The sequence below is a fragment of the Pseudomonas sp. MIS38 genome (assembly GCF_019891575.1).
In the GTDB taxonomy this organism is placed as follows: domain Bacteria; phylum Pseudomonadota; class Gammaproteobacteria; order Pseudomonadales; family Pseudomonadaceae; genus Aquipseudomonas; species Aquipseudomonas putida_A.
The window spans coordinates 41,320-67,357 of record NZ_JAFLXF010000020.1 but is presented as its reverse complement, the minus strand read 5'-3'; the positions used below and the strand labels follow the sequence as shown (position 1 = coordinate 67,357).

The 26,038-nt window shown below is 61.7% G+C and carries 21 protein-coding genes and 1 tRNA gene; 3 read left to right on the top strand and 19 right to left on the bottom strand.

Going from position 1 to position 26,038, the window contains the following annotated elements; all coding sequences use genetic code 11:
* The first annotated feature begins 183 nt into the window (after positions 1-183).
* On the top strand, positions 184-1,173 hold the full coding sequence (locus tag J1G18_RS21040) for a GGDEF domain-containing protein (protein WP_098966601.1): 990 nt from the start codon (positions 184-186) through the stop codon (positions 1,171-1,173).
* A gap of 139 nt (positions 1,174-1,312) precedes the next feature.
* Here J1G18_RS21040 and J1G18_RS21035 read toward each other — a convergent pair whose 3' ends face one another.
* The 3 genes from J1G18_RS21035 to gabD all read right to left on the bottom strand — a co-directional run bounded on the left by J1G18_RS21035 (position 1,313) and on the right by gabD (position 5,570).
* A complete protein-coding gene (locus J1G18_RS21035) occupies positions 1,313-2,524 on the bottom strand; it encodes a response regulator (RefSeq protein WP_096796911.1) in 1,212 nt (403 codons plus the stop codon).
* Positions 2,525-2,664: 140 nt separating this feature from the next.
* A complete protein-coding gene (gabT, locus tag J1G18_RS21030; protein WP_003220503.1) occupies positions 2,665-3,942 on the bottom strand; it encodes a 4-aminobutyrate--2-oxoglutarate transaminase in 1,278 nt (425 codons plus the stop codon).
* Between the two features lie 185 nt (positions 3,943-4,127).
* Positions 4,128-5,570 carry an NADP-dependent succinate-semialdehyde dehydrogenase gene (gabD, locus tag J1G18_RS21025; RefSeq protein ID WP_007963502.1) on the bottom strand — a complete coding sequence of 481 codons (1,443 nt, stop codon included), beginning with the start codon at positions 5,568-5,570 and terminating at the stop codon, positions 4,128-4,130.
* Between the two features lie 442 nt (positions 5,571-6,012).
* On the opposite strand from gabD, the gene J1G18_RS21020 reads away from it, so the two are divergent.
* A tRNA-Arg gene (locus J1G18_RS21020) sits at positions 6,013-6,089 on the top strand.
* Positions 6,090-6,165: 76 nt separating this feature from the next.
* Here J1G18_RS21020 and J1G18_RS21015 read toward each other — a convergent pair.
* The 5 genes from J1G18_RS21015 to J1G18_RS20995 form a co-directional block, all read right to left on the bottom strand.
* Entirely contained in the window at positions 6,166-6,396 is a 231-nt protein-coding gene (locus tag J1G18_RS21015) for a hypothetical protein (protein WP_007963505.1), read from the bottom strand.
* Between the two features lie 56 nt (positions 6,397-6,452).
* A complete protein-coding gene (locus J1G18_RS21010; protein ID WP_223008392.1) occupies positions 6,453-7,052 on the bottom strand; it encodes a hypothetical protein in 600 nt (199 codons plus the stop codon).
* Positions 7,049-7,630, bottom strand: a complete 582-nt coding sequence (locus J1G18_RS21005; RefSeq protein WP_262415644.1) for an RNA polymerase sigma factor — start codon at positions 7,628-7,630, stop codon at positions 7,049-7,051. Before J1G18_RS21005 ends, J1G18_RS21010 begins: the two co-directional genes overlap by 4 nt.
* 29 nt (positions 7,631-7,659) lie before the next feature.
* Positions 7,660-9,345, bottom strand: coding sequence for a vWA domain-containing protein (locus J1G18_RS21000; protein ID WP_223008390.1), 1,686 nt, complete (start codon positions 9,343-9,345; stop codon positions 7,660-7,662).
* Between the two features lie 88 nt (positions 9,346-9,433).
* Entirely contained in the window at positions 9,434-9,994 is a 561-nt protein-coding gene (locus J1G18_RS20995) for a YbhB/YbcL family Raf kinase inhibitor-like protein (RefSeq protein WP_027611137.1), read from the bottom strand.
* 139 nt (positions 9,995-10,133) lie between these two features.
* Here J1G18_RS20995 and J1G18_RS20990 point away from each other — a divergent pair, with 139 nt between their 5' ends.
* Complete coding sequence (locus J1G18_RS20990) at positions 10,134-11,657, top strand: FAD-dependent oxidoreductase (protein ID WP_223008389.1); 1,524 nt, start codon at positions 10,134-10,136, stop codon at positions 11,655-11,657.
* A gap of 103 nt (positions 11,658-11,760) precedes the next feature.
* Here J1G18_RS20990 and pgaD read toward each other — a convergent pair whose 3' ends face one another.
* The 11 genes from pgaD to J1G18_RS20935 all read right to left on the bottom strand — a co-directional run bounded on the left by pgaD (position 11,761) and on the right by J1G18_RS20935 (position 25,933).
* Positions 11,761-12,294, bottom strand: a complete 534-nt coding sequence (pgaD, locus tag J1G18_RS20985) for a poly-beta-1,6-N-acetyl-D-glucosamine biosynthesis protein PgaD (RefSeq protein WP_135294709.1) — start codon at positions 12,292-12,294, stop codon at positions 11,761-11,763.
* Positions 12,291-13,646 (bottom strand): poly-beta-1,6-N-acetyl-D-glucosamine synthase, encoded by a 1,356-nt coding sequence (gene pgaC, locus J1G18_RS20980; protein ID WP_007961454.1) that lies wholly within the window; start codon positions 13,644-13,646, stop codon positions 12,291-12,293. The genes pgaD and pgaC overlap by 4 nt, the downstream gene beginning before the upstream one ends.
* A 1-nt stretch (position 13,647) precedes the next feature.
* Entirely contained in the window at positions 13,648-15,645 is a 1,998-nt protein-coding gene (gene pgaB, locus J1G18_RS20975; protein ID WP_223008388.1) for a poly-beta-1,6-N-acetyl-D-glucosamine N-deacetylase PgaB, read from the bottom strand.
* A 12-nt stretch (positions 15,646-15,657) separates the two neighbouring features.
* Positions 15,658-18,141 (bottom strand): poly-beta-1,6 N-acetyl-D-glucosamine export porin PgaA, encoded by a 2,484-nt coding sequence (gene pgaA, locus J1G18_RS20970; RefSeq protein WP_223008387.1) that lies wholly within the window; start codon positions 18,139-18,141, stop codon positions 15,658-15,660.
* Positions 18,142-18,388: 247 nt separating this feature from the next.
* The gene (locus J1G18_RS20965; protein WP_098966588.1) at positions 18,389-19,894 is read right to left on the bottom strand and encodes a YdgA family protein; all 1,506 of its coding nucleotides are present in this window, start codon (positions 19,892-19,894) and stop codon (positions 18,389-18,391) included.
* Positions 19,895-20,186: 292 nt separating this feature from the next.
* Positions 20,187-20,822, bottom strand: coding sequence for a hypothetical protein (locus tag J1G18_RS20960; RefSeq protein ID WP_025113416.1), 636 nt, complete (start codon positions 20,820-20,822; stop codon positions 20,187-20,189).
* Positions 20,823-20,915: 93 nt separating this feature from the next.
* Positions 20,916-22,358, bottom strand: coding sequence for an efflux transporter outer membrane subunit (locus J1G18_RS20955; RefSeq protein ID WP_098966586.1), 1,443 nt, complete (start codon positions 22,356-22,358; stop codon positions 20,916-20,918).
* Positions 22,355-23,242, bottom strand: a complete 888-nt coding sequence (locus J1G18_RS20950; protein ID WP_041070994.1) for an HlyD family secretion protein — start codon at positions 23,240-23,242, stop codon at positions 22,355-22,357. Before J1G18_RS20950 ends, J1G18_RS20955 begins: the two co-directional genes overlap by 4 nt.
* Positions 23,239-23,448, bottom strand: a complete 210-nt coding sequence (locus tag J1G18_RS20945) for a DUF1656 domain-containing protein (RefSeq protein WP_098966584.1) — start codon at positions 23,446-23,448, stop codon at positions 23,239-23,241. Before J1G18_RS20945 ends, J1G18_RS20950 begins: the two co-directional genes overlap by 4 nt.
* Positions 23,445-25,508: an FUSC family protein gene (locus J1G18_RS20940; RefSeq protein WP_096796923.1), complete on the bottom strand. Its 2,064-nt coding sequence runs from the start codon at positions 25,506-25,508 to the stop codon at positions 23,445-23,447. Before J1G18_RS20940 ends, J1G18_RS20945 begins: the two co-directional genes overlap by 4 nt.
* Positions 25,505-25,933: a MarR family winged helix-turn-helix transcriptional regulator gene (locus tag J1G18_RS20935; protein WP_007961473.1), complete on the bottom strand. Its 429-nt coding sequence runs from the start codon at positions 25,931-25,933 to the stop codon at positions 25,505-25,507. The genes J1G18_RS20940 and J1G18_RS20935 overlap by 4 nt, the downstream gene beginning before the upstream one ends.
* Positions 25,934-26,038 lie beyond the last annotated feature (105 nt).

The window sequence follows — 26,038 nt, the reverse complement described above, 5'->3', positions numbered from 1 at the left end:
ATTTGTCGACGCGTTCTCATTGCTGAAACGCGTCATATCTACCGCCCGGCGGGAGCAAGCTCCCTCGCCACAAAAGCGCGGAACTTAGCACCGAAAGCCCTATCTCAAAGACACTTCGCCACCCCGGCGGGCTGTACTGTGGCCGTTGTCGAAATTGCGGCACACCTTTTGAGAAATGTGCCGATGGTCAACAACAATCAAAAAGACTCATCCCTTGCGCAGTGGCCCGAGGCCGCGCAAACCCTGATGGCGCTGATGCACGCTCAAGGCGAAGTCGCCCGGCTGAGCGAGCGCGAACAACTGTTCAGTTCATTGCTGGTGAGCGTCAACGCGGTGCTCTGGGCGTTCAATTGGGAAACCCGTCAGGTGCTGTATGTCAGCCCTGCCTACGAGCGGATTTTCGGTCGCTCCGCAGGCCTGTTGCTGGCCGACTACAACCAGTGGCGCGACAGCATCTACCCCGACGACCTCGACTATGCCGAACGCAGCCTTGCCGAAGTGCTGCAAAAAGGTGCTGTGGAAGACCGCGAGTACCGGATCATCGCCGCCGACGGTCAGGTGCGCTGGCTCAGCGACAAATGCTTCATCAACCGTCAGGACGAACCCGGGCAACCGGTGATCATCGTCGGCATCGCCGAAGACATCACCGACAAGAAGCACATGGAAACCGAACTGCATCGCCTGGCGACCACCGACGTACTGACCCAGAGCAGCAACCGCCGACACTTCTTCGAATGCGCCAACCGCGAGTTCGAAGAGGCACGCCTGCAAGGTGCACCACTGGCCTTCCTGCTGCTGGACATCGATGATTTCAAGCTGATCAACGACAGCTACGGCCACCCGGCGGGTGACAACGTGCTGCAACGGATTGCCGAATGCGGGCGCGCTTCGTTACGCCGGGGTGATTTGTTCGGACGTATCGGCGGCGAGGAGTTCGCTGCGGTGTTTCCCGGTTGCGCACCGGACATGGCGCTGCAAGTGGCCGAGCGGCTGCAGCAGGAGATTCAGCGCCTGAGTTTCAACCACGAGGGGCAGACATTCGGCATCACCGTCAGCCAGGGCCTGACCAGCCTCAGGGATGGCGACGACAGTCTCGAGAGCCTGTTCGCCAGAGCGGATGCGGCCATGTACGAGGCAAAACGGCAGGGCAAGAACCGGATCATTTCTGCCTGATCCAGAATTTCAGCCACCCAAATATCCAATGTGGGAGCGGGCTTGCTCGCGAAGGCGGTAGGTCATTCAGCATTTATGTTGGCTGATACACCGCCTTCGCGAGCAAGCCCGCTCCCACAGGGTTTTGTGAAAAGTCAGATTACTTACGCATCCGCATCAATTCCGGCAGCCCGATCTTCAGCAGTCGCGCCGTACGACTCCTCGCCAGTTCCTCAACGCCCTCATGCTCGGTCAGACGGGCCATCTGCGCCGCCATGTTCATCACCAGCGCCTCACGGGAATAGACCCCACCACCGAGCTGGTAGACCGACGCAATCAACTCACGCAGCTCCAGCGGCAGGCGCCAGCGTGTACGCAGCGCCGAACCGTAGGCCGCGCCAAACTCCGCCAGCGCGTCACCGACCTCTTCCCACTCATCCAGCTCGCCGCCAGCCTGCTTCCACTCCTGCAAACAACGCAGCAACGCCAGGTCACCGAGACGATGCAGCATGCCCGCGCAGTAGCAGCGCTCCTGATCCAGATCGAGCAGGCGCGCCAGGGTGCGGGCGTATTCCGCCGTGTGCAGCGACAGCCCCCAATAGCGCTCGGCGTAATCCGCCAGGCACGGGTCACTGAGTCTGGCGCTGCGTTTGAGCGCCAGGCCGAGGATCAGGTTCATGCTCTGCCCGGTGCCGAGGCGGTGCAGCGCCTGCCCCAGGGTCTGCACCGCCACACCATGATGCTGCGCCGCACTGTTGGCGGCGGCGATCAGCACGGCGGTGATCTGCGGATCGGTGCGGATCTCTTCTTCCAGCAGCTTCAGATCGAGGCCATTGGGGTTGAGGCTGCGTTTGACCGCCACTTGCACATCGGTCATCAACGGCGCGCCATCGGCCTGCTCACGACGCCGCTCAAGGAACACCGATAAGGTCATGCCCGGCGCCAGCGTCGGCACTTCGCAGAACACCTCTTCACCCGCATTCAGCAGCAAACCCTGCAGCCGCTCGGTCAGACTTTCCATGTTCAGCGGTTTGGTCAGATAGGCCGTCGGGGCCAACGGGATGGCTTCGCGCACGCTGGCGCTGTCGTTGCGACTGCTCATCAGAATGAACGGCAGCGGCGGATTGCGTTTGCGCTGGCGCACGCTGCGCAGCACGCTCAAACCATCAATGCCCGGCAACTCCCAATCGACAATGGCCAGGTCATAAGGCACTTCGCTGAGTAACGACATGGCTTGCTGGCCATCGGCACACAAGTCCAGCCGCGCATCACAGCGCACGTTGAGCAACACTTGTTTAAGCAGGTCACGAGACCATGGATCGGCCTCGGCAATCAGCACTCGGGGTACGGCGGGTAAATCAACGGCGGTCATGCGCGCTCTCCCTTGCAATGCCTGAACCTTAGCCAATGCTGGCCTATCGATACAGCGCAAAAGCGTTGGATGTGTATCAGGGGCATAAAAAAACCCGCCGAAGCGGGTTTTTTGTCGAACGGATCACACAGCGCCGGGGCTTACAGCTCCGAGAAGCACTCTTCGATGATCGCCAGACCTTTGTCCAGTTGCTCGTCCGGCGAGGTCAGCGGTACGAGAACGCGCAGCACGTTCCCGTAGGTGCCGCAGGACAGCAGGATCAGGCCCTTGTCGCGCGCCTTGGCCACGACAGCCGCAACGGCGGTCGGGTTTGGCTTGTGGCTGTCGCCGTTTTCGAACAGCTCGACCGCGATCATCGCGCCCAGCGCACGCACTTCGCCGATCACCGGGTACTTGGCCTGGATGGCCTTCAAACCGGTTACCAGACGCTCGCCGACAGCCTTGCAGCGATCCAGCAGTTGCTCTTCTTCGAACACTTCCATCACGGCCAGCGCCGCAGCGCAAGCGATCGGGCTACCGGCGTAGGTGCCGCCCAGGCCGCCTGGAGCGATGGCGTCCATGTATTCGGCCTTGCCGCAGACACCGGCCAGCGGGAAGCCGCCAGCGATGGATTTGGCGAAGGTGGTCAGATCGGCAGCAACGCCCATCTGTTCCATGGCGAAGAAGGTGCCGGTACGGCCAGCGCCGGTCTGCACTTCGTCAGCGATCAGCAGGATGCCGTGCTGGTCGCACAGGGCACGCAGACGCTTCATGAATTCCTTCGGCGCGACGTAGAAACCACCTTCACCCTGCACAGGCTCGATGATGATCGCGGCGATGTCTTTCGGCTCGGCGTCGTTCTTGAAGATGCGTTCGATGGAAGCGATCGAGTCGTCGATGCTCACACCGTGCAGTTCGTTCGGGTACAGCGCGCGGAAGATGCCGCCTGGCATCAGGCCCATGCCGGCCGAGTAAGGCACGACTTTACCGGTCAGGCCCAGGGTCATCATGGTGCGACCGTGGTAAGCGCCGGTGAAGGCGATCACACCGGCACGGCCAGTGGCGGCACGGGCGATTTTCACGGCGTTTTCCACGGCTTCGGAACCGGTGGTCACCAGCAGGGTTTTCTTGGCGAAATCACCTGGCACCTTGGCGTTGATCTTTTCGCACAGCTCAACGTACGGCTCGTAAGCCAGTACCTGGAAGCAGGTGTGGGTCAGCTTGTTCAGCTGTTCGGTCACGGCGGCGATGATTTTCGGGTGCACGTGGCCGGTGTTCAGCACAGCGATACCGCCGGCGAAGTCGATGAATTCACGACCTTCAACGTCAGTCACAGTAGCGTTCTTCGCCGACTCAGCGAAGATCGGGTGAATCTGGCCAACACCACGTGGAACAGCTGCGGTACGACGGGCCATCAGTTCAGCGTTAGTCTTGCTCATTACAGTCCTCATTCACCGCTCATCGGGCGGCGTGGTTCAAGGATTAAGCGGGAGAAATCGGCGGTGGCAGCATGCGATGATCGACTGCCACGGCGTTCCTGGCCGCAGAGAAAATTCCGGTTTGAAACGACGCAAAGGGACAGCGCTCTCGTGCCCTTTGCGTTTGCAGCGATCCCTTTCCCGGCTTAGATGCCCAGGCAGAGGTATTTGATTTCCAGGTAATCCTCGATGCCGTACTTGGAGCCTTCACGGCCCAGGCCCGACGCCTTGATGCCGCCGAACGGCGCGACTTCGTTGGAGATCAACCCGGTGTTGACGCCGACCATGCCGTATTCCAGGGCTTCAGCCACACGGAACACCCGGCCCAGGTCGCGAGCGTAGAAGTAGGAAGCCAGACCGAACTCGGTGTCGTTGGACATCGCGATCACTTCGGCTTCGTCTTTGAAGCGGAACAGCGGTGCCAGCGGGCCGAAGGTTTCTTCCTTGGCGACAGCGGCATCTTTCGGCACGTTGGTCAGGATGGTCGGCTCGAAGAAGTTGCCTTCCATCGGCTTGCCACCGGCCAGCACGGTGGCGCCTTTGGCCACGGCGTCAGCGATGTGCTCTTGCACCTTGGCCACGGCTTTCTCGTCGATCAGCGGGCCCGTGGTGGTGCCCTCTTCCAGACCGTTGCCGATCTTCAGCTTGGCGACGGCCACTTTCAGCTTCTCGGCGAACGCGTCGTAGACCGAATCCTGAATGTACAGACGGTTGGCGCAGACGCAGGTCTGGCCGTTGTTGCGGTATTTGGAAATGATCGCGCCTTCGACGGCCTTATCCAGGTCCGCGTCGTCGAACACGATGAACGGCGCGTTGCCACCCAGTTCCAGCGAGACTTTCTTGATGTCCTTGGCGCATTCCGACATCAGCTGACGGCCGATTTCGGTCGAGCCGGTGAAGGACAGCTTGCGCACGATCGGGTTGCTGGTCAGCTCGCTGCCGATGTCGCCGGCGCTGCCGGAGACCACGCTGAACACACCTTTAGGGATGCCGGCCCGCTGCGCCAGTTCGGCCAGGGCGAAAGCGGAGAATGGGGTTTGCGACGCTGGCTTGAGCACCATGGTGCAACCGGCGGCCAGCGCCGGACCGGCTTTACGGGTGATCATCGCCGCCGGGAAGTTCCACGGGGTGATCGCGGCGGTCACGCCGATCGGCTGCTTGATCACGATCAGGCGCTTGTCTGGCTGGTGGCCCGGAATCACGTCGCCGTAGATACGCTTGGCTTCTTCGGCGAACCACTCGATGAACGAAGCGGCGTAAACGATTTCGCCCTTGGCTTCGGCCAGCGGCTTGCCTTGCTCGAGGGTCATCAGGCGCGCGAGGTCGTCCTGGTTCTCGATCATCAGTTCGAACCAGCGACGCAGCTTGCCTGCACGCTCCTTGGCGGTCAGTGCACGCCAGGCCGGCAGCGCTTTGTCAGCGGCTTCGATGGCGCGGCGGGTTTCGGCGGCGCCCATCTTCGGCACGGTGCCGAGGATTTCGCCGGTGGCCGGGTTGTTGACCTTGATCGTCTGACCGTTGTCCGCATCGACCCAAGCGCCATCAATGAAGGCTTGCTGGCGGAACAACTGGGTATCTTTAAGCTGCATGTCGGCTTTCCTTAACAGCACCGCGGCCTGCGCGGAGCAAAATTATGATTGTAGAAAGGCGCCTCGCAAGGCTGCCGTCAGGGAAATCATCTACCGGGTGAGGCGCAGCGATCGTGCGTTATTCACAGCATCTGCGCATCCACACCCCGTCAAAGAGCGTTTGAAATCTCAAACGGATCGTAGGAGCAAAGGGGGTAAAGGACAATAGGTCGTTCGAAAAAAAGAACAAAATCCCAGCGTTTGCTGGTTTTTTCAGATCAACGAGCAAAAAGCCCCGGCCGCAGCCAAACCATAGATCAGCCAGGAAAAAGCGCCAAGCGAGGGTTTTGCAGGACATTACAGCTTTAAGGAATGCAGCGTTTCTACGGACACGCGCACTGACAAAACCCGCCAAAACCCGGCATGGACGCCCCGAGCCGACCTAGGTATGATGTCGCCCGCTGCACCAGTAGCTCAGCTGGATAGAGTACTGCCCTCCGAAGGCAGGGGTCGTGGGTTCGAATCCCGCCTGGTGCGCCATGAATTGAAACGAGAAAGCCCCGGACTGTGATGGTCCGGGGCTTTTTTGTGGACGCGGTGTTTCATGCGACGGCGGTCACTCCGTCGTCCAGTCAAACTCATCGTAATCGTCGTCTTCCTCTTCTTCCCCAACCTCCTCAAAAACCTCGTCTTCTTCCACGACGTCTTCTTCCGACTGGTTCAGCAGAAACTCCTTGCGCGCCTCGGTAATCGCGCGCCGCATCTCCTCGCCCTTCTGCGGGCAGTTGAGGAGTTGGGCGATGCGGTCGATTTTTGCTGCCACTTTGTTCTCCAGCGCTTCAGCCATGGCCCGATAGTGCGCGTTTTTGCCGGGCAATGCCAAATGGCTGGGTGAACAAGCGGTCAGTTCTGGCGGATTTTTTCGAGGCGCAGGTCGAGGTCCACGCCGGGGTAGCGTTTGTGCAGGTTGTTGTATAGCGCGTCAGCGGCTTGCAACTGACCGGAGTCGCGCAGGCGCAGGACTTCGCGCAGTTGCGTGTCGAGGCCGTTGGCCGGGGCGGTGGCGCGTTTGCCGAGTTTGGCCTCGTCGGCGCTGATCGCGTCGCTTTGCATCGGCGCGGCCATTTCCATCATCGGTGCCGGCGCGGGCATGGCCGCAGCGGGCGGAGCGGCCAGTGATTGCGCTTCGGGGGCTTGTTTGCGCGCCAGTGGTGCAGCCGGCTTGGCCGCCGGTGCGAAGTCGAATTGCGGCAGCGGCTCGGGCGTACGTTGCACCAGCGACAACATCAGTGCCACACCGACCACGCTGGCGAAGGCGACCTGCCAACGCGGTTTCTGGCAGGCCCGCAGCCAGCGTTGCCACAGGCCTGGCTTGGGCACCGGGGTTTCGCGGTGAGCAACATTGAGGATGAACGCATCAAGGTGCGCCGGCGGTTCAACGTTGTGCTGTTCGCGCACATGTTTGATCACGGGATCTTCGGGTGTCTGGCGGGCGTCAGTCATGTCAGTACCTCCTCGGCCAGCAGCCGACGCAGTTTATGCTGGGCGTAGCGCAAGCGGCTCTTGACGGTTTCCAGCGGTGTTTCGGTGAGGCTGGCGATTTGTGCCAGGTCGAGGTCGCCGTGGGCACGCAGCAGGAACACTTCGCGCTGATCGGCAGGCAAGGTTTGCAGAGCGCTTTCCAGGCGCTGGCTGTCGCGGCTGAGGTTCAGTAATTGTTCGGGATCATTGGTCTCGTCGCCAATCGCATGCAGCTGTTCGTCGTAGCTGTCGTGCAGCGGCTGATGTGCGCCGTGTTTGCGCCAGTGATCGATCAGCCGATTGCGCGCAATCTGGAACAGCCATGTTCGAAACGTCGCCCGGCCCTGTGGCTGACTGGTGCTGCGGATCAGGCTCAGCCAGGTGTCCTGAAACACTTCGTCAGCCAGTTCCGGTTTGCCGCTCAATCCAAGCAGAAACCGATACAAACCCTGACGATGGCGCGCGTACAGAATCTCGAACGCCGCGCCGTCGCCCTCGCGATAACGCGCCAGCAGCGTTTCATCGCTGCTGGCGGCCGCGCTGTCTGGCGTAGCAAACAGCTGACTGATGAAGCCTTTCAATCGGCTCACTATTCAATCCGTCGCTCAGTGGGCATCGTGATCGATGCGGTTGAGGTGCGCAGGCTTTGCGCCAGTTCCACCAGTTGCACGAACTCGTTGCGCAAACCGAAGCGGTCGTCGCCGCGAGCGCCACGGGCCAGGGTTTCGGTGTCCTTGAGGCTGAAGTCGCCGGTGTAGCGAGCGTCCTTGAGCTGCTGGGAAAACGCCGCCACTGCCGCCGCGAAACGCAGGTCCTCACTGGCCGGTGCGACCTGATTGGCAATCGGCCGCTCGATCAGCAGACTTTTCCCACCTTCAGGCTGCTGATAACGCACACGCAGCATCGCCAATTCTCCATCCTTCGCAGCAACCACCTTCTCCGATTTACCGTAGCGCAGCGGTTCCAGCCAGCCCTTCTCACCTGTCGGAACAATTTCATACAGCGCGGTCACCGTGTGTCCTGCGCCGACTTCACCGGCATCGACTTTGTCGTTGCTGAAATCCTCACGCTTCAAGGCGCGGTTTTCGTAGCCGAGCAGGCGATATTCACTGACCTGCGCCGGGTTGAATTCCACCTGCAATTTGACGTTTTTTGCCACCACCGCCAGGGTCGAACCGAGTTGATCCACCAGCACTTTGCGCGCCTCGCGCAGGTTGTCGATGTAGGCGTAGTTGCCGTCGCCGGCGTCAGCCAGTTGCTCCATCAAGTGTTCATTGTAGTTATCCACACCGAAACCCAGGGTGGTCAGGGAAATCCCGGTTTTGCGTTTATCCACAGCCATTTGTTTGAGGCTGTCGAAGTCGCTGACGCCGACGTTGAAGTCACCGTCGGTGGCCAACAGGATGCGGTTGATGCCTTTGGGAATGAACGCCTGCTGCGCCATTTGATAGGCCAGTTCGATGCCCGACGCGCCAGCGGTTGAACCGCTTGCGGTCAATTGCTCGATGGCTGTGCGAATTTTGGCTTTCTCGTGTCCGGACGTTGGCTCCAGCACCACACGGGATTCGCCGGCATACACCACCAGCGACACCCGATCCTGTTCGCGCAACTGATCGACCAGCAGTTTCAATGTGCTTTTGACCAGTGGCAGCCCTTCGCGGCGATCCATCGAGCCGGACACATCCACCAGAAACACCAGATTCGCCGGGGCCAGCTCCGCCACAGCCCGGTCAGAGGCCTTAATGCCGATGCGCAGCAGGCGGGTGTGCGGATTCCACGGGGTGGCGGCCAGTTCGGTGGTTACGCCGAAGGGCGAACCATCGGTCGGCAGCGCATAGTTGTAGGGAAAATAATTGACCAACTCTTCCAGCCGCACCGCGCCTTCCGGCGGAAGACGTCCCTGATTGAGCAAACGCCGGACATTGGCGTAGGCGCCGGTATCGACGTCGGCGCTGAAGGTCGAGACCGGAGCCTCGGCCACGCTGTGAATAGAATTGTCGGCCAGCGCCTGATATTGCTCGCGCTGCTCGTCGCGATAGCCTTGTGGATAACTTTCCGAAGCCGGCATCGCCGCGAAACTGGCAATCGGCGCCGGACGCGCACTGCGCTTGGCCAGCGCACTGTCGGTAACGAGCGCCTCATGCTGAATCGACGCCTGTGGCTGGGCCGGCGCCGGAACGGCAGCCGATTCGGGATTGGAAGACACGCCGCAACCGGCGACGGTCAACAACACACCGACGGCAACGGGTCGCAGAAAAGGCAGGGAGCGGGACATGGGGGCTGACCTCGGGATGAAAGTGATCCATTCATCCACTGAGACGGGCAGCCCTTTCAGATCGGGTTAAACGCCGCTGAAAATTTTTTCAGCGGTGATAACGCCGTACCACGCTGCTGTTTCGCAGTACGTGGCCTTTGATTTTGTCCATCAGTTCGGCACGGGTCAGACCGGCGGGCAAGGCGTCCGGGGCCAGATCGAGGGCGTAGATCTGAATGATGTAGTGGTGGGCGCTGTCGCCAACCGGTGGGCACGGCCCGATGTAATGGGTGGTGCCTTTACTGTTGGTACCGCCCACGCCTTCAAGACTGGATTTGGCGCCGACGCCGGCCGGGATCTGCCGGGTGGTGGCCTTGATGCCGTAGTGAATCCAGTGATCGACGCCAGCACCTTTCTGGCCGTCCGGGTCGTGCATGACGATCGCGTAGCTCAGAGTGCCGGCAGGCCCGGCGTTCCAGGCCAGTGCCGGGGACTGGTTCTTGCCACCGCAACCGGCCGCATCGCTCGCGGCGGCCGAGGTGAACAGGCGATTGTCCGAGACACCGGGGATGTCGAGGGTAAAGCGCTCGGCCGCCTGCGCCGGAAACTGCACGCAAAGGGCGACGGCGACAGCCGCCAGCCAAGGGTTGAGAGAGGTCAATCGGGTCATTCCGGGAGCACCTTGTGCAGTTGGGCCTTCGTCGGCCTGCAAACTATAGCTGTACCGTTCGTACCTTGGCAGTGGCAATTGGCTGAACCTCGCACGGCGGCGCAAACTCGTAAGAGAAATGCCTGTCAGGAGCACGAACATGAGCCTGCACCGTGTCGCCCGTGTCGCCGATGTCCCCGAAGACCGTGGCCTGCAAGTCGAAATCGGCGAGCGCAAGATTGTTCTGCTCCATGCCAATGGCCAACTGCGCGCATTTCAGGGCGAATGCCCACATGCCGGGGCGCCACTGGCTGACGGCGCGCTGTGCAACGGACGCCTAATCTGTCCTTGGCATAAAGCCGCATTTCGCGTCGAAGACGGCGCGTTGTGCGAGCCACCGGCCCTCGACAGCCTCAAGCGTTATCCGCTGGAGTTACGCGGTGATGAGGTCTGGGTCGATGATCAACCGCTGCCGGATGCGCACACGCCTCCGGCCGATGATCCGCGCATCTTTGTGATTGTCGGCGCAGGTGCAGCGGGCACGGCATGTGCGGCGGCTCTGCGGGAGAAAGGTTTCGGTGGCCGGATCATCATGCTCGACCGCGAAGCGGAGGCCGGTTACGACCGCACGGTACTGAGCAAATTCGTCCTCGCCGGCGAGATGTCGGCGCAAGAAACTCCGCCACTGCGCGATGAAGATTTTTATCAAGAGCAGCGCATCGAACGCCAGCAAGGCGCAATCACTGCCATCGACTCCTCAGCGAAAACCCTGCATTTGCACGACGGCCAATCCCTGCGCTACGACGCCGCGGTACTCGCCACCGGCGCCGAGCCGAATCCGCTGCAACTACCCGGCGCCGACCTGCCGCAGGTGTTCGTCCTGCGCTCGAAAGCCCAGGCCGAACAGATCATGCGCACCGCCAACCCCGAACAGCGGGCGCTGATCATCGGCGACAGCTTTATCGCCCTCGAATGCGCCTCGGCCCTGCGTCAGTTCGGCCTCGACGTCACGGTCATCGCCCGCCACGCCATTCCGTTTGCCGCGCAATTTGGCGAAGCAGTAGGCAGGGCGATCCGCGCGCTCCACGAACAACACGGGGTGAAATTCATCACCGATCACGAAGCCCGGGAAATCACCGGTGATGGCAAAGTCGAGGCGGTGCTGCTGGACAACGGTTTGCGCGTTTCGGCGGATCTGGTGCTGGCGGGGGTTGGTGTGCATCCGGCCACAGAAGCGTTCGCTTCGCTGCCAAGGGAGAAAGACCAGTCACTGCGCGTCGATGCCGGTCTGCGGGTCTGCGAAGGTCTATGGGCGATTGGCGATATCGCCACGTTCACCCTGAGCGGCCAGCCGCAACGCATTGAGCATTGGCGCCTGGCCCAGCAGCACGCACGCATCGCTGCCGCCAACATGTTGGGCGCCGATGAGCATTATCTGGATGTGCCGTTTTTCTGGACCTCGCACTTCGGCAGGAACTACGACTACCTGGGCCACGCCAGTCAGTGGGATGAAATCGAGTTCAAGGGCGAGCCCGAGCATCCGCCCTTTATTGGCCTGTTCGGCCACAACGGCGTGGTTGTTGGCGCTGTGGCATGCGAGGAAGAGCGGGCCATGGCGATGCTGGCCGAGCGGATGAAACAGCCGCTGACGATGGAAGACGCGTGGGAACTGATTCGCTGCTGAATGCTGAACAATGTAGGAGCTGCCGAAGGCTGCGATCTTTTGATCTTTAAAATCAAGATCAAAAGATCGCAGCCTTCGGCAGCTCCTACAGGGGAGTCGTTGTTCAGGTGGGGCGATTCACCGGGTCGCGATTGTCATCATCCTCGGCGTGCAGAAAGATCACCCGTGGGTGTTCCGGCGGCGCCAGTGGTGGCGGCAACTCCGCTGGCTGCAGCGGACGGAAGTTCAGCACCACATGGCTGATGTCACCCTCTTGATCGTTATGAATGGTCATCACCCCGGGCGTGCGCAGCTTCTCCAGGCGGTCATCGCACAGGCGGAAGCTCTTGCTCAGCCCTTCATCATCGACCACCGGTGCCGGCAAGCGACGCTGGGCGAAGCTTCTGCTTTTGCGCTGCTGATAACGCGCCCAACCAATCAGGATCACTGCGTTGACCAGCGCCACCCACAGGTAGATCTGCAACGTACCCAGAGCCTCGAATGCCGAATTGTCGATGCGCGGCCCACCGGCGTGGGTCTCGATCAACGGCCACAGTCCGCGAATCAGCAGAAACAGCAGGCCGACCCAGGCCAGCACGGTGAGGACCACATCGACCACCACCAGGAAGGGCCGCTGCCGGGTCCGGATGATTTTCATTTGATGACCTCCTCTTCGTCGTCGCCAACCGGCTTGATGCCGCGGTCAGGGCTGACCCAGCGTGCACGCTTCTGATGCTGACCAAACAGCACTTTGGGGAAACTGACCAAGGTGGTGAGCAGGCTGACCAGCCAGAACGCGATCGGATACCAGACCACCCAGAACATGGTTCGGCCCAGACCCGGTTCATAGCGCCGGTCGATGATGATGCTGACCGCGAATTGCACCAGGCAGACGAAGGCCAGCAACAGACCGGTGAACGCCGGGGGCATCAAGTGATGCACGGCAATCGATTCCGGCATGACCACGAACTTGCCCACGCCCCAAAAGATCACCGACAGCAGGAAGGTGAAGGCCCACCCGGTCGACAGGCAGTATTCGAACAGCAGCGGCCACAAGTAACGATGGCGGTACTGCCAGATGCCGCGAATGTTCTTGAACAGCACCTCGGCACCGCCTTGGGCCCAGCGCAGTCGCTGCTTCCACAGACCGCGCAGGGTTTCCGGCATCAGGATCCAGCACAGCGCGCGCGGCTCGTAGAAGATGCTCCAGTGATCGAGTTGCAGCTTCCAGCTGATGTCGATGTCTTCGGTGATCATGTCCGGGCTCCAGTAGCCGACCCGGTTCAACGCGGTACGACGGAACGCGACGATCACCCCGGACACGGTGAAGATCCGCCCGAACACCCGTTGCGTACGCTTGATCAGACCGATGATCGACGAGAACTCACCGACCTGCACCCGCCCGACCAGGGTCGAACGTGTGCGAATCCGTGGGTTGCCGGTCACTGCGCCCAGCCGCGCGTTGTCGAGCATCGGCGCCACCAGATAGGCCGCGGTGTTCGGCGCCAACAGCGCGTCGCCGTCGATGCACACCAGATATTCGCTGCGCGCGGCGATGGCGCCCATGCGCAGGGCCACGGCCTTGCCCTGGTTTTCCGCCAGATGCAGGACCCGCAGCCGCGGGTCTTCCTGAGCGAGCCGGTCGAGCACTTCGGCGGTGTTGTCCTTGGAGCCGTCGTTGATCGCGATGACTTCGATGTTCGGGTAGTGCTGGGCCAGCGCCGCGTGAATGGTGTCGGCAGCGTTTTCGCCTTCGTTGTAGCAAGGGATCAGGATCGAGATCAGCGGCTCGCCTTCCAGTGGCGGCGGCAAAGTGTCGTCCTTCCATGGCCAGTGGCGTTCCCAGTGCAGCCAGAAATACAGGCCGCCGGCAATCCACAGCCCGGACATGAACAACGGGTAGAAGAACACGAAGTCCATCAGGAACTGCCCGGTGACCAGGAAGATCAACCCCAGCGGCACGCCGAGGACGAGCGCCAGAACAAGCAGGGCTAACAGTCTATCCAGCATGTCATGGGTTCCATTTGTTGGAGAGCGCAGGCCTTACGGTTTTCAGGTCCGGCAGGTTGTCGAGGAAGTTGTCCGGGTAGTAACCGAAACTGGTCGCACCCTGACGCTTGAGCCGGCCCATCCAGTCGGCGAGTTGCGCACCGTCGATGTCGGCCTGATCCTTTTTCGTCCAGTCGCGGGCCTGCAATTCGAACACCGTGCGATCCAGTGCACCGGGGCGCTGCTTGATCTTTGCCACCAGTTCTTCGAGCCACGGGCCGGATTGCGCCTGGGTCTGTTTTTCCATCAGCGGCATGGCCATCGGTGCCGTCCAGTCGTAGGTCACGAGGAAGTCGTCGAGGTTCTGCGCAAACCAGGCTTCGCTCTCAGGATTGAGCACCGGCTCGGCGAAGATGTTGCGTGCGGTCAGCACTTGCGGGCCACGGATCGCACGTACCTTGGCGGTCAGCTCATTGGTGAAGTCGATCAGGTATTTGCTCTTGAACCGCGTCCAGCGCTGCATGGCTGCCGGATCATCGCGAAGCGCAGCAATGGACCCCGGCAAGCCATGCGCGGCATAAGCCTTCAGGGCCTCGGGGCTGGCGTCTTCGAAGTCCGACAGCACCGCGTCGTCGTGATAAAGAATGCCGTCGACCGAGGTCAGGCGCGCCACGTCTTCGTAGATTTCACCGATGATCCGCCGTACTTGCGGATCGAATGGCGACAGGCGTTGATACTGGCCCGGATCGACCGAAGTGGTGCCGGTCTTCGGATCCCAGCGCGTGACACGCGGCAGCTTCGCATCGAGGCCGAAACTCAGGACCGGCATCCACGCGAACACTTTCACGTGCGCCCGAGTGCGCAGTTGCCAGGCAACGCGGTCGAAGATGTCGGCACGTACCGGCAGGTGACGGTTGGGGAAGTACAGCGAGTGCACCAGCCCGTCGCCCTTCGGATCGGCGAAGGCCTGCAGGAACACGGTGTTCGCGCCCATGTCGGCCATGCGCTGGATCAGTTTGCCGAGGTTGATTTCCTGCTGCGCCGGATCAGGGTCGTAGACGTTATCCAGATCGACATGCACCACGCGCATGGCGAAGTCCGATTGCACGCCGACGATGCTGTTGGCGAAATGCTCGCCGTCAGGATCGGAGGCCACCAGGAAGCGCGGGCTGCTCATCAGGTTGTCGAGGGCGTCCAGACCGTCGTCCAGGGTCAGGGCCATCTCGTAGCCCTGCTCGCCGACCACGGTCAGCGAAGTGCCGTCCGCCGTGCCGTACGGCCAGACCCAGATGCGCGGCTTCTTGCCGGTGACCTTGCGGATCTTTTCCGAAATGGTCGCAACGTCATTGCGGATTCGGGCGCGGAAATCCTCTTCGGACTCATAGCGTTTGGTGACTGGATCGTAGCGGCGGGTCGCGGCAGCCGGCTGCATGTTGCCTTGCGGGTTGGCGAGGATGCCTTTGTGGCTGGCGTCGGTGTGCGCGGCGATTTCCACCAGACCCGATTTCGAGATTTCCCGCACCTGATCCCAGGTCAGGAAGTCGGAGCGTGCGCGGGGTGCACCAGCAAAATCCACCGGTTGATTGAGCGGAGTGTCGATCCATACGCCGACCGGCGCCAGCAAGGCGTGCCAGTTGTAGGCGCGCAGCACCGGCAGCACGCGGGTATAGAAGCTTGAATAACCGTCGTCGAAACTGAGCAGAATCGCTTTGGCCGGCAGTTCCGGGCCGCCCTTGCGCGCCGCCATGATCTGATCGACGGTTACCGGCTTGTAGCCGTTCTCGCGCAGCCAGGCCAACTGTTCGATCATGCGCTCGGTGCGCACGGCTACCACTGCCTGATCGGGGTCGCGGTCTTCGATATCGTGATAGGCGATACCCAGCACGTGGTTTTTCGGCCACGGTTTTTCATTGGCCGCAACGGGACGTTGCGAGGGCGGCGCGAAAGCCGGGGCTTGCTGGGCGCAGGCGCTGATCAGCAGCACTCCCAGCAGAAGGATGAAACGCGTCATCAAAGGCATCTTCAAACTCTTCTAGAAGCGGAAAGTGAGGTCGACAAGCAGACGCAGATCGGTCTCCCGATCACCGTCGTAGGGCCGGTTGATCACACTGAACAAAACGCCCACCTCGAACACGTCGTTCCAGGCATAACGCTGGCCGTAGCCGAGCATCGCCATGCCGCCGGTGCCGTGGTCACGCTGGCTGTAGGTCCCCGCCCCGGCCTGGAATTGCTGGCTCCAGGAGGTTTCGTAGCGGTGATAAAGCACATGGTTGACGTTGACCGTCGGCATGACGCTGAAGTCCGACTTCGGGTTGAAGTACGGCACATCCTCGGAATTGGAGTTGTGGCTGGTGCCGACTTCCAGACCGGCATCGACCTGCACGTTCGGCGCGCTGTAAACGCCCTCGCGCCCGGTGAGCAAGGCTTCGACACGGTTGTTGCCGTCGCTGAAGTGCGACGGGCTGACCGACAGTTTCCACTCGCGGCTCTCGTTGGCGCGCCAGCGGATGAACGCGTTGCCGCCATTGGCCTTGATGTCGCTGTTGAGCGCCCGCAACGGCGTCTCGGCCGACAGGTAGGCGAAGCTGCCGCCGTACTGCCAGTGGTCGTTGATGTCGCGGGCAATCGCGATGCGTGCGCCCTGTTTGGCGCCGTAACCGTAATCGTGATTGGAAACTTCGGCTTCCAGGCTCATGTCACGGGTGCGCCGTTCCAGGCCAACGCGCTGGAAGCGGTCGGTGCCGGTGCCTTCGGCGAAATCGCCGGTGGCATAACCGGCGCCGACGAACACCCGCCAGTCTTCATCGATCGGCGGGCTGTACAGGGTGCTCTGGATGCCGAAATCGCGGCTGCCACTGACCGCGCCCGCACCACCGCTGCCGCCGCCCCCATTGGCTTTGCCGCCGTAGGCTTCGACACGCAGTTCGGACATGTCGTGCACTTCACGCTCACGGGCCGCGCGCTGCACCTGACGGTTGTCGGGAAAACGCGCGACCACGTCATCGGTCAGCGCATCCATTTGCCGCCATTCCTGCAGGGTCATCGCGGTGCGCGCCTGCGCCAGTTCCAGGCCCATGTCGCGCGGGGCCATGCTTTCGGTTTCCTTGAGCTGGTTTTCCGCGCGGCGTGGCCACTGTCGGGCCAGATACAGATCGGCCTGGGCCAGACGCAAACCGAGGTTGCCCGGGGCCTGATCGACCAGGGTTTGCAGACGTTCCTCCCCGTGTGGCAGATCGGAACCGTAGGTACCGGCCTGCGCCGCGAGCTGCTGGGCGTCCATCCATTCGTCGTTGGGGTTGCCGATCGGCAAGCCCTTGAGTTCGACGCGCGGCTTCTGGGTCTTGGCCAGATCCTCGGCGACTTTGCGCGCTTCATCGGCGCGGTCACTTTCCAGCAGCGAGTAGTACAACGCGGTGGTGTCTTCGAGACGATCACCGACATCAGCGTCGGGGGCCGACAGCACCTGGCGATACAGGTCAGTGGAGACTTCCGGCTGGCGCTGATCCAGATACGACGCCGCCACCCAGCGCATGGCGTAGGTCGGAATCTTCACGCCTTCGCTTTGCAGCTTCTGATATTCATTGATCACGTCGGCGGTGCGCGCCCGAGCCTTGAGTGCGCCCATGCGATCGATGCGCCAGCGAATCACGTCATCGTGGGCACTGGCGTCCGGGGTCCAGGTGGCGAGCAATTTGTCGTAATCGGCCAACGCGCGGTCAGCGATCACATAGCGTTCTTTTTCGCTGCGGGTGGCGAGTTCGGCCAGACGCACGCGTTCTGCAGCCAGATCACCTTCGAGGCGGCGCAGGGTGACCGGGTCGATCAGCCCCGGACGTTGATTGGCCAGGCGCAGCGCCGGTTCCGGCAGCCGCGCCTTTTGCAGGGCGACCACGTATTCACGGGCGACTTCGGGCTTGCTGCCGGCACGCATGAAAGCCTGATCGTATTCAAACAGTGCGTCGTACTGCTTGCCGGCGCGGGTCAGGGCATAGCCCAGTGCGAGACGGCGCGAGGGATCGTCGGGTTTGGCGGCAACCAGAGCCTTGGCGCGGGTCACGGCTTCGTCGGGTTTGCCCGCGTCAGCCTGGGTCAGGGCCAGCCCCAGTTGCAGGTCAGCGTTGTCCGGCTCCAGCGCCAGGGCCTTGTTGTAGACCTGGGTCGCCTGCTCCCAACGCTTGAGGTTGCGATAGGCGCGTGCGGTGGCGGTCAGTGCCTGCACCGGCAGCACCCGGTCACGGCCCTGGGTCTCATAGACCTGCACCACCTCGGCATCGAGGCCGGCCCAACTGGCGATCTGCAGGTGATCGCTGATCTGCCCGGTGGTCGATTGCCCCGGTGGCACCTGGCGCAGCACGTTCAGCGCAGGCGTGGTCTGCCCGGCACGGGCATCACGCACCATCTGATCATAGGGCGTATCGGCAAACGCCAGTGCCGGCCAGAGCAACTGGCTGCACAGCGCAACGCGAAACAACGGGCGTAAACCACGATGTAAAACAGGAACATCTATACGCGGCATTCGTCAGCATCCTTACATGGCCAGCCGGGTCGCAATGCCCCCCTTGCCCATTCGTAACGGAGACCGAGTCAAAAGAGACCCAGCCAAGCTTAGTCAGGCAGTCTTGCATGCAAGCGTAGTCGAATATCCAGAACGCAATAATTGTTCAGAATCGCGGCGCCGGCTCAGACGAAAACCCGCACACCAGACAGCAAAACGCCCGGCGTCTGTGGATCAGAGGCCGGGCGTTGTTATTTAGAACGCAGGATTACTGCACTTGCGTGACGCCAGCGAACTTGCTCATCAGGAAGCCGACGAACTGCTCAACGGTCATCTTCTGGCCGTTGAACTCCACCTGATTGGCAGCGTAATGCAGCTTGGTCACGACATTGGTGCCATCGACGGTCGCCAACTGCGAACCGACGGCCATGCCGGAGAACATGTCGGCACCGGCGCTCGCCTGGTCGACGATGGCTTTGGCGTCAGTCTGACCGTCGAGCTGCGCTTGCACGCTGAGCAGATCGATCAGCATCGGCTTGGACACCTGAATGTTCAGGTCCAGCAGCGCGACCAACTGTTTACCCAGTTGATCCGGCGGCAGATCCATCGACTGTGGCTTGGTCAGATCAATCACCAGGCTGGCGCGGCTTTCACCGTTGGCGGTTTTCAGCGACAGGTTTTCCAGCGCGATCTGTGGACTGGCGGCCAGCAGTTTCTGCAGGTCAGCCTTGACCTGTGCCGACTCGGCTTCGGTCAGGTTCAGTACCGGTGCCGGCAGGCCGGCTTCGGCAGCGGCCGCCGCTTCCTTCTCGTACGGCTGCAATTTGGTCTGGTAGATCTGCATCAGCGACATGGTCGACGGGATGTCGAGGTTCTTCAGGCTCATGGCCATGTTGGCCGAACCGATTTTCTTGTCGTTGAGGGTGACTTCACCCACCTTGTAATCAGCGCGGCCCGAGGCATTGCTGCCGCTCTCTTCAGTGAGGTTCTTCATTTCGAAGTTCTTCACGCCGAGTACCGACTGCTTGGGACCGAAAGTGGTTTTGCTGTTGGTCAGCTCCAGGGTGTTTTCCCCGGTGTAGTAGCCGTAGCTGCTCTTGGTAAGGTTGCTGGCCAGGGTCAGACCGTTGAGTTCGACCTGCACCGGCGCCTGATCCTGCGACACGGTGACCAGTTTCAGGTTGTCCATGTAGCCGTCAGCCTTGACCTTCTGCGCCTGGGCACTGGCGGAGATGTTCATGGTCAGGCCGGAGAATTTCAGGCTCGACTGCTCGTCCAGCGCGGTTTCCAGCGGCAGCAACTCGAGGCTGCTGGTGGTGGATTCGTCGTAGCCGATGTTGGTCACACCTTTAAGCGGCGCGGCGCCCTTGGTGGCGGCAAACCATTTTTCGGTGGCCGGGCTCTTTTCCAGCTCGTAATTGCTGGTGGCCATGACCGGCAGCCACTTCAGCGACACCAGGCGCGAGAACGGCAGTGGGCCGTGCTCGATGTGGTCGACAAACAGCAGCTCGACCGGCTGGTCGCCGAACATCTCGCCCTCGCCCTTGAGACGGTAGTGCGCGGTGCTGGTGAAAGTGTGACGCTCCAGCGACACCAGCTCCAGCGACGCGGTGCCATTGGAGCCGGCCATCGCGGTCTGCAGCTCTTTGTTGGCGTTGCTGACGGCGTTGTTCAGTACGCCTTCAATCTTGGTCCCGGTATACCAGGCCCCGCCGGCGCTGATCGCACCGATGGCAACAACAATCCCGAGAAGCACGCCTGCTGATTTATTCATGAATGACCTGATCAATGTCCGTGGCTGTAAGTGTCGTCGTCTTCCCTGAACCCGTGACCGGGTCGCGGCTCGACTCCGCTGAAATTAGCGGTGGAGATTAGCACTGGCAGCGCGAGGCGGCCCAATGTTTAAAGGTTAAAGAGTGTCTATGGGGAGTGTGGACAGCTGACAGGCGGGGAGAGTTGCAGTGTTTTTGATGACGCTATCGCGAGCAGGCTCACTCCTACAATTGAAATGCGTTCCCCTGTAGGAGTGAGCCTGCTCGCGATAGGGCCACTGGATTCCCAGAAGCTCAGGAATACTGAACCTCGATCTCATCGAGTTGATGATCGAAGCTCTTCAACCGCGCCGTCCAGGTATACACCAGCACTTCAAAGTCGCGATCGATCACCGCCCCGCCCGGCCCGTCAGCGCGCGGGTCACAGAAATCCAGCTGATAGCGCTCGCGGGCCATGGCCGTGGCGACATCCGACAGCTCGCGGGCATTGTTGAGCCAGTGCCAGCCTTCGTCGGCAATCTGCTTGTCGAGTTCCAGGCACTGTTTTTTCAAGGCTTCGAGGCTTTTTTCCAGCGGCGTGCCGGTGAGTTCGCCCATGACTTCGGCGAAGGTACGTCCCGGTTGCCAGTAACTGCCCCAGAAGTAGCGGTCGAATACGGTTTCGACCCGGCGCAGGGCGACTTTGGTGTCCCAGATCAGCACCAGGGTCTTGCCTTGTTCAAGTTGTCTTTTCTTGACTCGCTGCACCTGGATCGACGCCCAGGCCACCACGACAATTGCCATCACCGCGATCAACGCCGTGGCGCTGTCGAGGAAGACCATGGCCTTGTCGATCTGATGGGCCAGCATGATGCCGTAGAAATAGGTGGCCGATAGCAGCACCAGCGCTACAAGGGCGCACCAGAAGCCGAGAGCGTAAGGGTTTTTCATTATTGGTTTCCCCTAGACCAGCGCTAGCAATGTGCGCTGAAAGGGTGCGTTGCACGTGGCACCCCTTCAACACTTCAAAGCATAGCAACGGCTTCAGGGTTTGCTGGCGCTCGAGGCTTGCGTTCGTCCGCTTTCCCAACCGCCACCGAGGGCGAGGAACAAATCGATCTGGCTCATGGCGACCTGGGTGTTGGCGGCGGCCAGTTGCGCGGTGACGTCGGTGTAGGTGCGGGTCGCCTGCAGGTCGGCGAGGAACGACTCGCGCCCGGCCTGGAAGAAGCGGTGGGTCTGGTCCGCCGCCAGTTTCGCCGACTGCTCGGCATCGGCCAGGGCGTCGCGGCGTTGCAGCAGCGCGCTGTATTGGGCCAGACCGGTCTGGGTTTCGCGGATGGCGTTGAGCACCACGCCGTCGAAATGCGCCAGTGCGGCCTGGGTGTTGGCCTCGGCTTCACGGATCCGCGCACGGGCGCCGTTGGTCGGCACCTTCCAACTCAACGACGGGCCGAAGCCCCAGCGGTTGGTCGACGGATCGCCCAAGTCGTCAATAAGACCGACGGTGCCGATGGTCGCGCCGATGCTGATGTCCGGATACAGCTCGCCCGTGGCGACGCCGATGCCCGCTGTCGAGGCCGCCAAGCGACGTTCCGCCTGACGGATATCGGGACGACGCTTGAGCAGCGCCGCACCGTCGCCCACCGGCACCAGTTGGGCAATTTTCGGCAGTTCGGCACAAGTGGCGGTACCGGCCGGCAATTGCTCGACCGGTTTGGCCAGCAGCATCGACAGGCGGAACAACCCGGCCTGACGCGCTGCCTCATAGCGCGGCAGGTCGGCGCGCAACGACTTGAATTGGGTTTGCGAACGGGTGACTTGGGTCTCATCACCACGCCCGGCATCGCGCAGGCGCTGGATCAGCGTGGTGCTCTGCGATTGCAGATCGAGGGAATGCTGGGCAATTTCCCGCTCTTCGTTGGCCGCGCACACTTGGGTGTAGGCGCGAACCACATCGGCCACCAAAGTGATGCGTGCGGTGTCAGCCGCTGCTTGAGTCGCATCGGCGTTAGCCTTCGCGCCTTCGATACCGCGTTGCAGGGTGCCCCACAGATCGAACTGATAAGACGCGCTGATGCCAATATCGCCGACGTTGTCGACCGGGACTTTTTCCGGCAGCAAGAACGCCTGACCGGATTCCTGCAAACGCTGGGCGCCCATCTTTACGCCTGCGCTCCAGCCACCCGCCGCTTCGGCCTCATCGACTTGCGCGCGAGCCCGTTGAAGGTTCGCCGCCGCTACGCGCAAATCCGTGTTGGACGCCATGGCCTGCTGCACCAGTTGATCCAGACGCGGGTCCTTATACAGCCGCCACCAATCCGCCGGCACCGGCGCTGACACCACCGGTTTGCCCTCCACCGCCAGTTCGCCCTGAAAGTCCTTGCGCTGTACCGCCGCGTCAGCGGGCAGGTGATAGTCCGGCCCGACCATCTGACAGGCCGAGAGCATCACGCCCAACCCGGCGATCATCAGGGCCTTGTTCATTGCGCGGGCTCCTGTGTTTTGTCGTCGATGATCGACACGGTGGCGGTCCGCCCGGCGATCATGCGGAAGTCTTCCGGCACTTCGTCAAAAGCGATACGCACCGGAATCCGTTGTGCCAGGCGCACCCAGCTGAACGCCGGGTTGACGTTGGGCAGCAGGTTGTTGCCGCTGGTGCGGTCGCGGTCTTCGATACCGGCGACGATGCTTTCGACATGCCCACGCAGCCTGGCTTTGTCGCCGATCACGCGGATATCCACCGACTGACCGACATGAATGCCATCGAGTTTGGTTTCTTCGAAATAGCCGTCGATGTGGAACGAGTTGCTGTCGACCACCGACAACACCGGACGCCCGGCGGTGACGAATTCCTGCACACGCGGCGCGCGGTCGTTGACGTAGCCGTCCACCGGGCTGCGGATCACCGAACGGTCGAGGTTGAGCTGCGCGCTGTCCACCGTCACCAGCGCTTCGGCCAGCGCCGATTGCGCCCGGGCGACTTTCGACTGGCTTTCTTCCAGCTGTTCGGCCGGCACCAGATTGCCCAGGCCACGGTTACGCTTGGCTTCGCGCTGGGCTTGAGCCAGGGTTTCCTCGCGATCGGCAACCGCCGCTTTAGCCTGACGCAGGGCCAGTTTGAAGCGGTCCTGATCGATGCTGAACAGCACTTGACCGCGCTTGATCAACTGGTTGTCCTTGACCTCGACCTGCTGGATCAGCCCGGACACGTCCGGAGCGATCTGGATGATGTCGGCACGGATGTGGCCGTCACGGGTCCACGGCGCGAACATGTAATACATCACCATGCGCCAGACGAGGACAACGGCAAAAGTCACGATCAGCAGGGTCAGTACCACGCGACCGATAGTCAGAAACGGTTTTTTCATGTCATCAGGTATCGACTGAGTGAGTCCACGCCGTACAGCATCACGGCGTAGAGGGCCACGTTGAACAATGCCCGGTGCCAGACCAGACGGTAAAAGTGCAGGCGCGTGAGCACGCCATGCACCAGCAGAAACAACACATAGGTGATGCCCATCAACACCAGCAGGGTCGGCAGGAAAATCCCGCTGATATCCAGATCACCGATCATAGGGGCGCTCCATCGGGCAGCGGTTCTTCGGCATCGCTGGTGCTGACGAATTCCACGCCGGGCAGCAGCGCCAGGCGCAAACCGCTCAAGGCATGCAACAGGTTTAGCCGGGTTTCTTCGTCGCCGTGGCCTTTGAGCGCGCGGCGCGCGCGGTCCATGGTCATCAGCAACGGACTCGGCGCCGGCAAGCGTTCGCCGGCCTTCAGACACGCGCGGAAATACTCGCCGACCTCAGCCACCACTTGCTGCAGCAGGGCCTTCGGCGCGCCGCTGACCCGTGGCGTGTAAGCCAGCAGATCGAGCAGGTTCAGGCCCACGCGCACTTCACGCATGGCAATCCCGGTGTCCTGGCCGGTCATGGCCAGACGCGGCAAGTGCTGCATCAGACGATCGAGCAACTGCACGCCCAGATGCCGATGTTCGGCCAGATTGGCCGGCTCGGTCATGCGCACGATGTCTTTCCAGCTGAAGCGGGTCAGACGTTTGGCGGCCAGCTCGACGCCGAACGGGCGGGCGATCAGGGTCCAGATAAACGCGAACAGCAGGCCCAGAGGGCCGGCCAGGTTGGAGTTCACGAAGGCGAAGAAGTCCGCGTCGTAAGCGCCCTGAATGCTGATGAACGACGAGGTGTTGACCAGCGTCAGGAGCATGCCGAGGAAGAAGCGTGGCTGCACCGTCAGGGTGCCGACACAGATGAACGGAACCGCAAACGCCAGTACCAGCATCGGGAAATCGTGCAGGTTCGGCAGAATCAGAAACAGGTAAAGGCTGGCGAACAGCACCGACATCCCGGTCCAGAAAAAGAACCGGTAGATCTGCGGTGCCGGGTCGTCCATCGAGGCGAAGAAACTGCACGCTACCGCCGCCAGAATCACCGCACTGCCACCGTCCGGCCAGCCGAGCAGAATCCACAGCACCGAAGCGACGATGATCGCCAGAACGGTCGAGGCCACCGAATACAGCATCATCCCGCGGTCGAGAAACGGCGTCAGCCGCCCGAGGCGCCAGTGCCGGTACACCGCACGCCAGCTGTCCTGGCGCTCGCAGAGAATCGCGTCCTGCAGGCTGCGGCAGTCCTGCCACAGATCGATGAATTCGCCGAGGCGATAAATCGCGTTGGAGAACAGCAATTGCTTGCGATCTTCCAGCGCCTCGCAGCTTGGCTGCAAGGCCTGAAGTTGATCCTTGAGCGCCTGCCACCGTTCGAGATCGGCGTCGTTATGGCCGAGCCATTGCTGGGTCGCGGTCAACAGCGGGGCAAACTTTTCCACCAGTTCCGGTGTGCGCCGTTCAAGCGCGTAGAGCGAATCTTCCAGAGCGTCGATCACCGGCAGCAGGTGGATCATCCGCCCGCGCAGTTCCTTTGTGTTGCGCACGGTTTGCGGTCGAGCGCCTTCGTGGGGCAACTGGCCGATCATCAATTCAAGGCTGTTGAAATTGGCGACCATGGCCATGCGCAGCGCGGCGATCTGTTCCGGCTGCACGTCGCGGCTGAGAAACTTCAGGCTGTAGGTGGTGGCGTCAGCGAACCATTTGCCCACCGCGTCGTTGAACACCGGCGCCAAGCGACGCGGCCAGAACATCGCGCCGACCACCGCCGCCACGGCGATACCGAGAAAAATCTCTTCGGTACGCGCTTCCGCCACGTCCCACACCGCCAGCGGATTATCCACGGTCGGCAGGGCGATCAGCGGCAAGGTATAACCGGCCAGCATCAGTGCGTAGTTATTGGCGGTACGCAGGTGCAGCGACAGGAACAACAGGATCCCCGTCCACAAGGCAATCACCACCACCAACACGTACGGACTCTGCACGAACATCGGCACGAACAGCACTGCCGCCGCCGCTCCGAGAAAAGTGCCGATGGCGCGGTACAGCGCCTTGGAGCTGGTCGGCCCGAGAAACGGGCTGGAGACAATGTACACCGTGGCCATCGCCCAATACGGACGCGGCATTTGCATGAGCAAGGCGATGTACAGCGCAATCATCGACGCTGCAAAGGTTCGGACCCCGTAGAACCAGTCGCGGGCAGGCGGGATGCCAGAGAAAAAACCGTTCAAGAATTGATCACCACAGGCGGATTGGCTGCCTCAAAAGCTCGCAGTACCCGAAGCGTAGCCTCCAGATCACTCTGGTCGATGCCTTCGAGCACTTCATGACGCAGACGCACCAGTTCGATCTCCACCGCTTGCACCAGTTCACGGCCGGTGTCGGTCAGGCTCAGGCACTTGGCCCGACGATCCTGCGCATCTTCGGTGCGGCAGACGTAGCCGGCGTGGCACAACTGATCGAGCAGGCGCACCAGCGACGGACTCTCCATCCCGGCTGCCTGCGCCACCTGCACCTGACGCACACCCTCGCCCAGCCGTCCGATCATCAACAACGGCACGGCGCAGGCTTCGGAGATTCCATAGTTGACCAGCGTGGTCTGGCAGATCTTCCGCCAATGCCTGGCGGCCACCACCATGGCACTGCTGATGTTCATCTGAAGAGCGTCGAGGGAATTCGGCACGGGAAAATGCACACTGTTAGTTTGCTAACTATCAATATCGCATTGGCGGGGAATTTCAGTCAAGTTTTGAAACAAATC

What these genes read in the sequence shown, in the direction of transcription:
- pgaD (WP_135294709.1), bottom strand. Translation starts at nt 12,294, where the DNA reads ATGAAAATCATCCGGACCCGGCAGCGGCCCTTCCTGGTGGTGGTCGAT.
- J1G18_RS20950 (WP_041070994.1), bottom strand. Translation starts at nt 23,242, where the DNA reads ATGAAAAAACCGTTTCTGACTATCGGTCGCGTGGTACTGACCCTGCTG.
- pgaC (WP_007961454.1), bottom strand. Translation starts at nt 13,646, where the DNA reads ATGCTGGATAGACTGTTAGCCCTGCTTGTTCTGGCGCTCGTCCTCGGC.
- J1G18_RS20990 (WP_223008389.1), top strand. Translation starts at nt 10,134, where the DNA reads ATGAGCCTGCACCGTGTCGCCCGTGTCGCCGATGTCCCCGAAGACCGT.
- J1G18_RS21040 (WP_098966601.1), top strand. Translation starts at nt 184, where the DNA reads ATGGTCAACAACAATCAAAAAGACTCATCCCTTGCGCAGTGGCCCGAG.
- J1G18_RS21015 (WP_007963505.1), bottom strand. Translation starts at nt 6,396, where the DNA reads ATGGCTGAAGCGCTGGAGAACAAAGTGGCAGCAAAAATCGACCGCATC.
- J1G18_RS20935 (WP_007961473.1), bottom strand. Translation starts at nt 25,933, where the DNA reads ATGAACATCAGCAGTGCCATGGTGGTGGCCGCCAGGCATTGGCGGAAG.
- gabD (WP_007963502.1), bottom strand. Translation starts at nt 5,570, where the DNA reads ATGCAGCTTAAAGATACCCAGTTGTTCCGCCAGCAAGCCTTCATTGAT.
- J1G18_RS20960 (WP_025113416.1), bottom strand. Translation starts at nt 20,822, where the DNA reads ATGAAAAACCCTTACGCTCTCGGCTTCTGGTGCGCCCTTGTAGCGCTG.
- J1G18_RS20965 (WP_098966588.1), bottom strand. Translation starts at nt 19,894, where the DNA reads ATGAATAAATCAGCAGGCGTGCTTCTCGGGATTGTTGTTGCCATCGGT.
- J1G18_RS20955 (WP_098966586.1), bottom strand. Translation starts at nt 22,358, where the DNA reads ATGAACAAGGCCCTGATGATCGCCGGGTTGGGCGTGATGCTCTCGGCC.
- J1G18_RS21035 (WP_096796911.1), bottom strand. Translation starts at nt 2,524, where the DNA reads ATGACCGCCGTTGATTTACCCGCCGTACCCCGAGTGCTGATTGCCGAG.
- J1G18_RS21010 (WP_223008392.1), bottom strand. Translation starts at nt 7,052, where the DNA reads ATGACTGACGCCCGCCAGACACCCGAAGATCCCGTGATCAAACATGTG.
- J1G18_RS20995 (WP_027611137.1), bottom strand. Translation starts at nt 9,994, where the DNA reads ATGACCCGATTGACCTCTCTCAACCCTTGGCTGGCGGCTGTCGCCGTC.
- J1G18_RS21000 (WP_223008390.1), bottom strand. Translation starts at nt 9,345, where the DNA reads ATGTCCCGCTCCCTGCCTTTTCTGCGACCCGTTGCCGTCGGTGTGTTG.
- gabT (WP_003220503.1), bottom strand. Translation starts at nt 3,942, where the DNA reads ATGAGCAAGACTAACGCTGAACTGATGGCCCGTCGTACCGCAGCTGTT.
- pgaB (WP_223008388.1), bottom strand. Translation starts at nt 15,645, where the DNA reads ATGCCTTTGATGACGCGTTTCATCCTTCTGCTGGGAGTGCTGCTGATC.
- pgaA (WP_223008387.1), bottom strand. Translation starts at nt 18,141, where the DNA reads ATGCCGCGTATAGATGTTCCTGTTTTACATCGTGGTTTACGCCCGTTG.
- J1G18_RS20945 (WP_098966584.1), bottom strand. Translation starts at nt 23,448, where the DNA reads ATGATCGGTGATCTGGATATCAGCGGGATTTTCCTGCCGACCCTGCTG.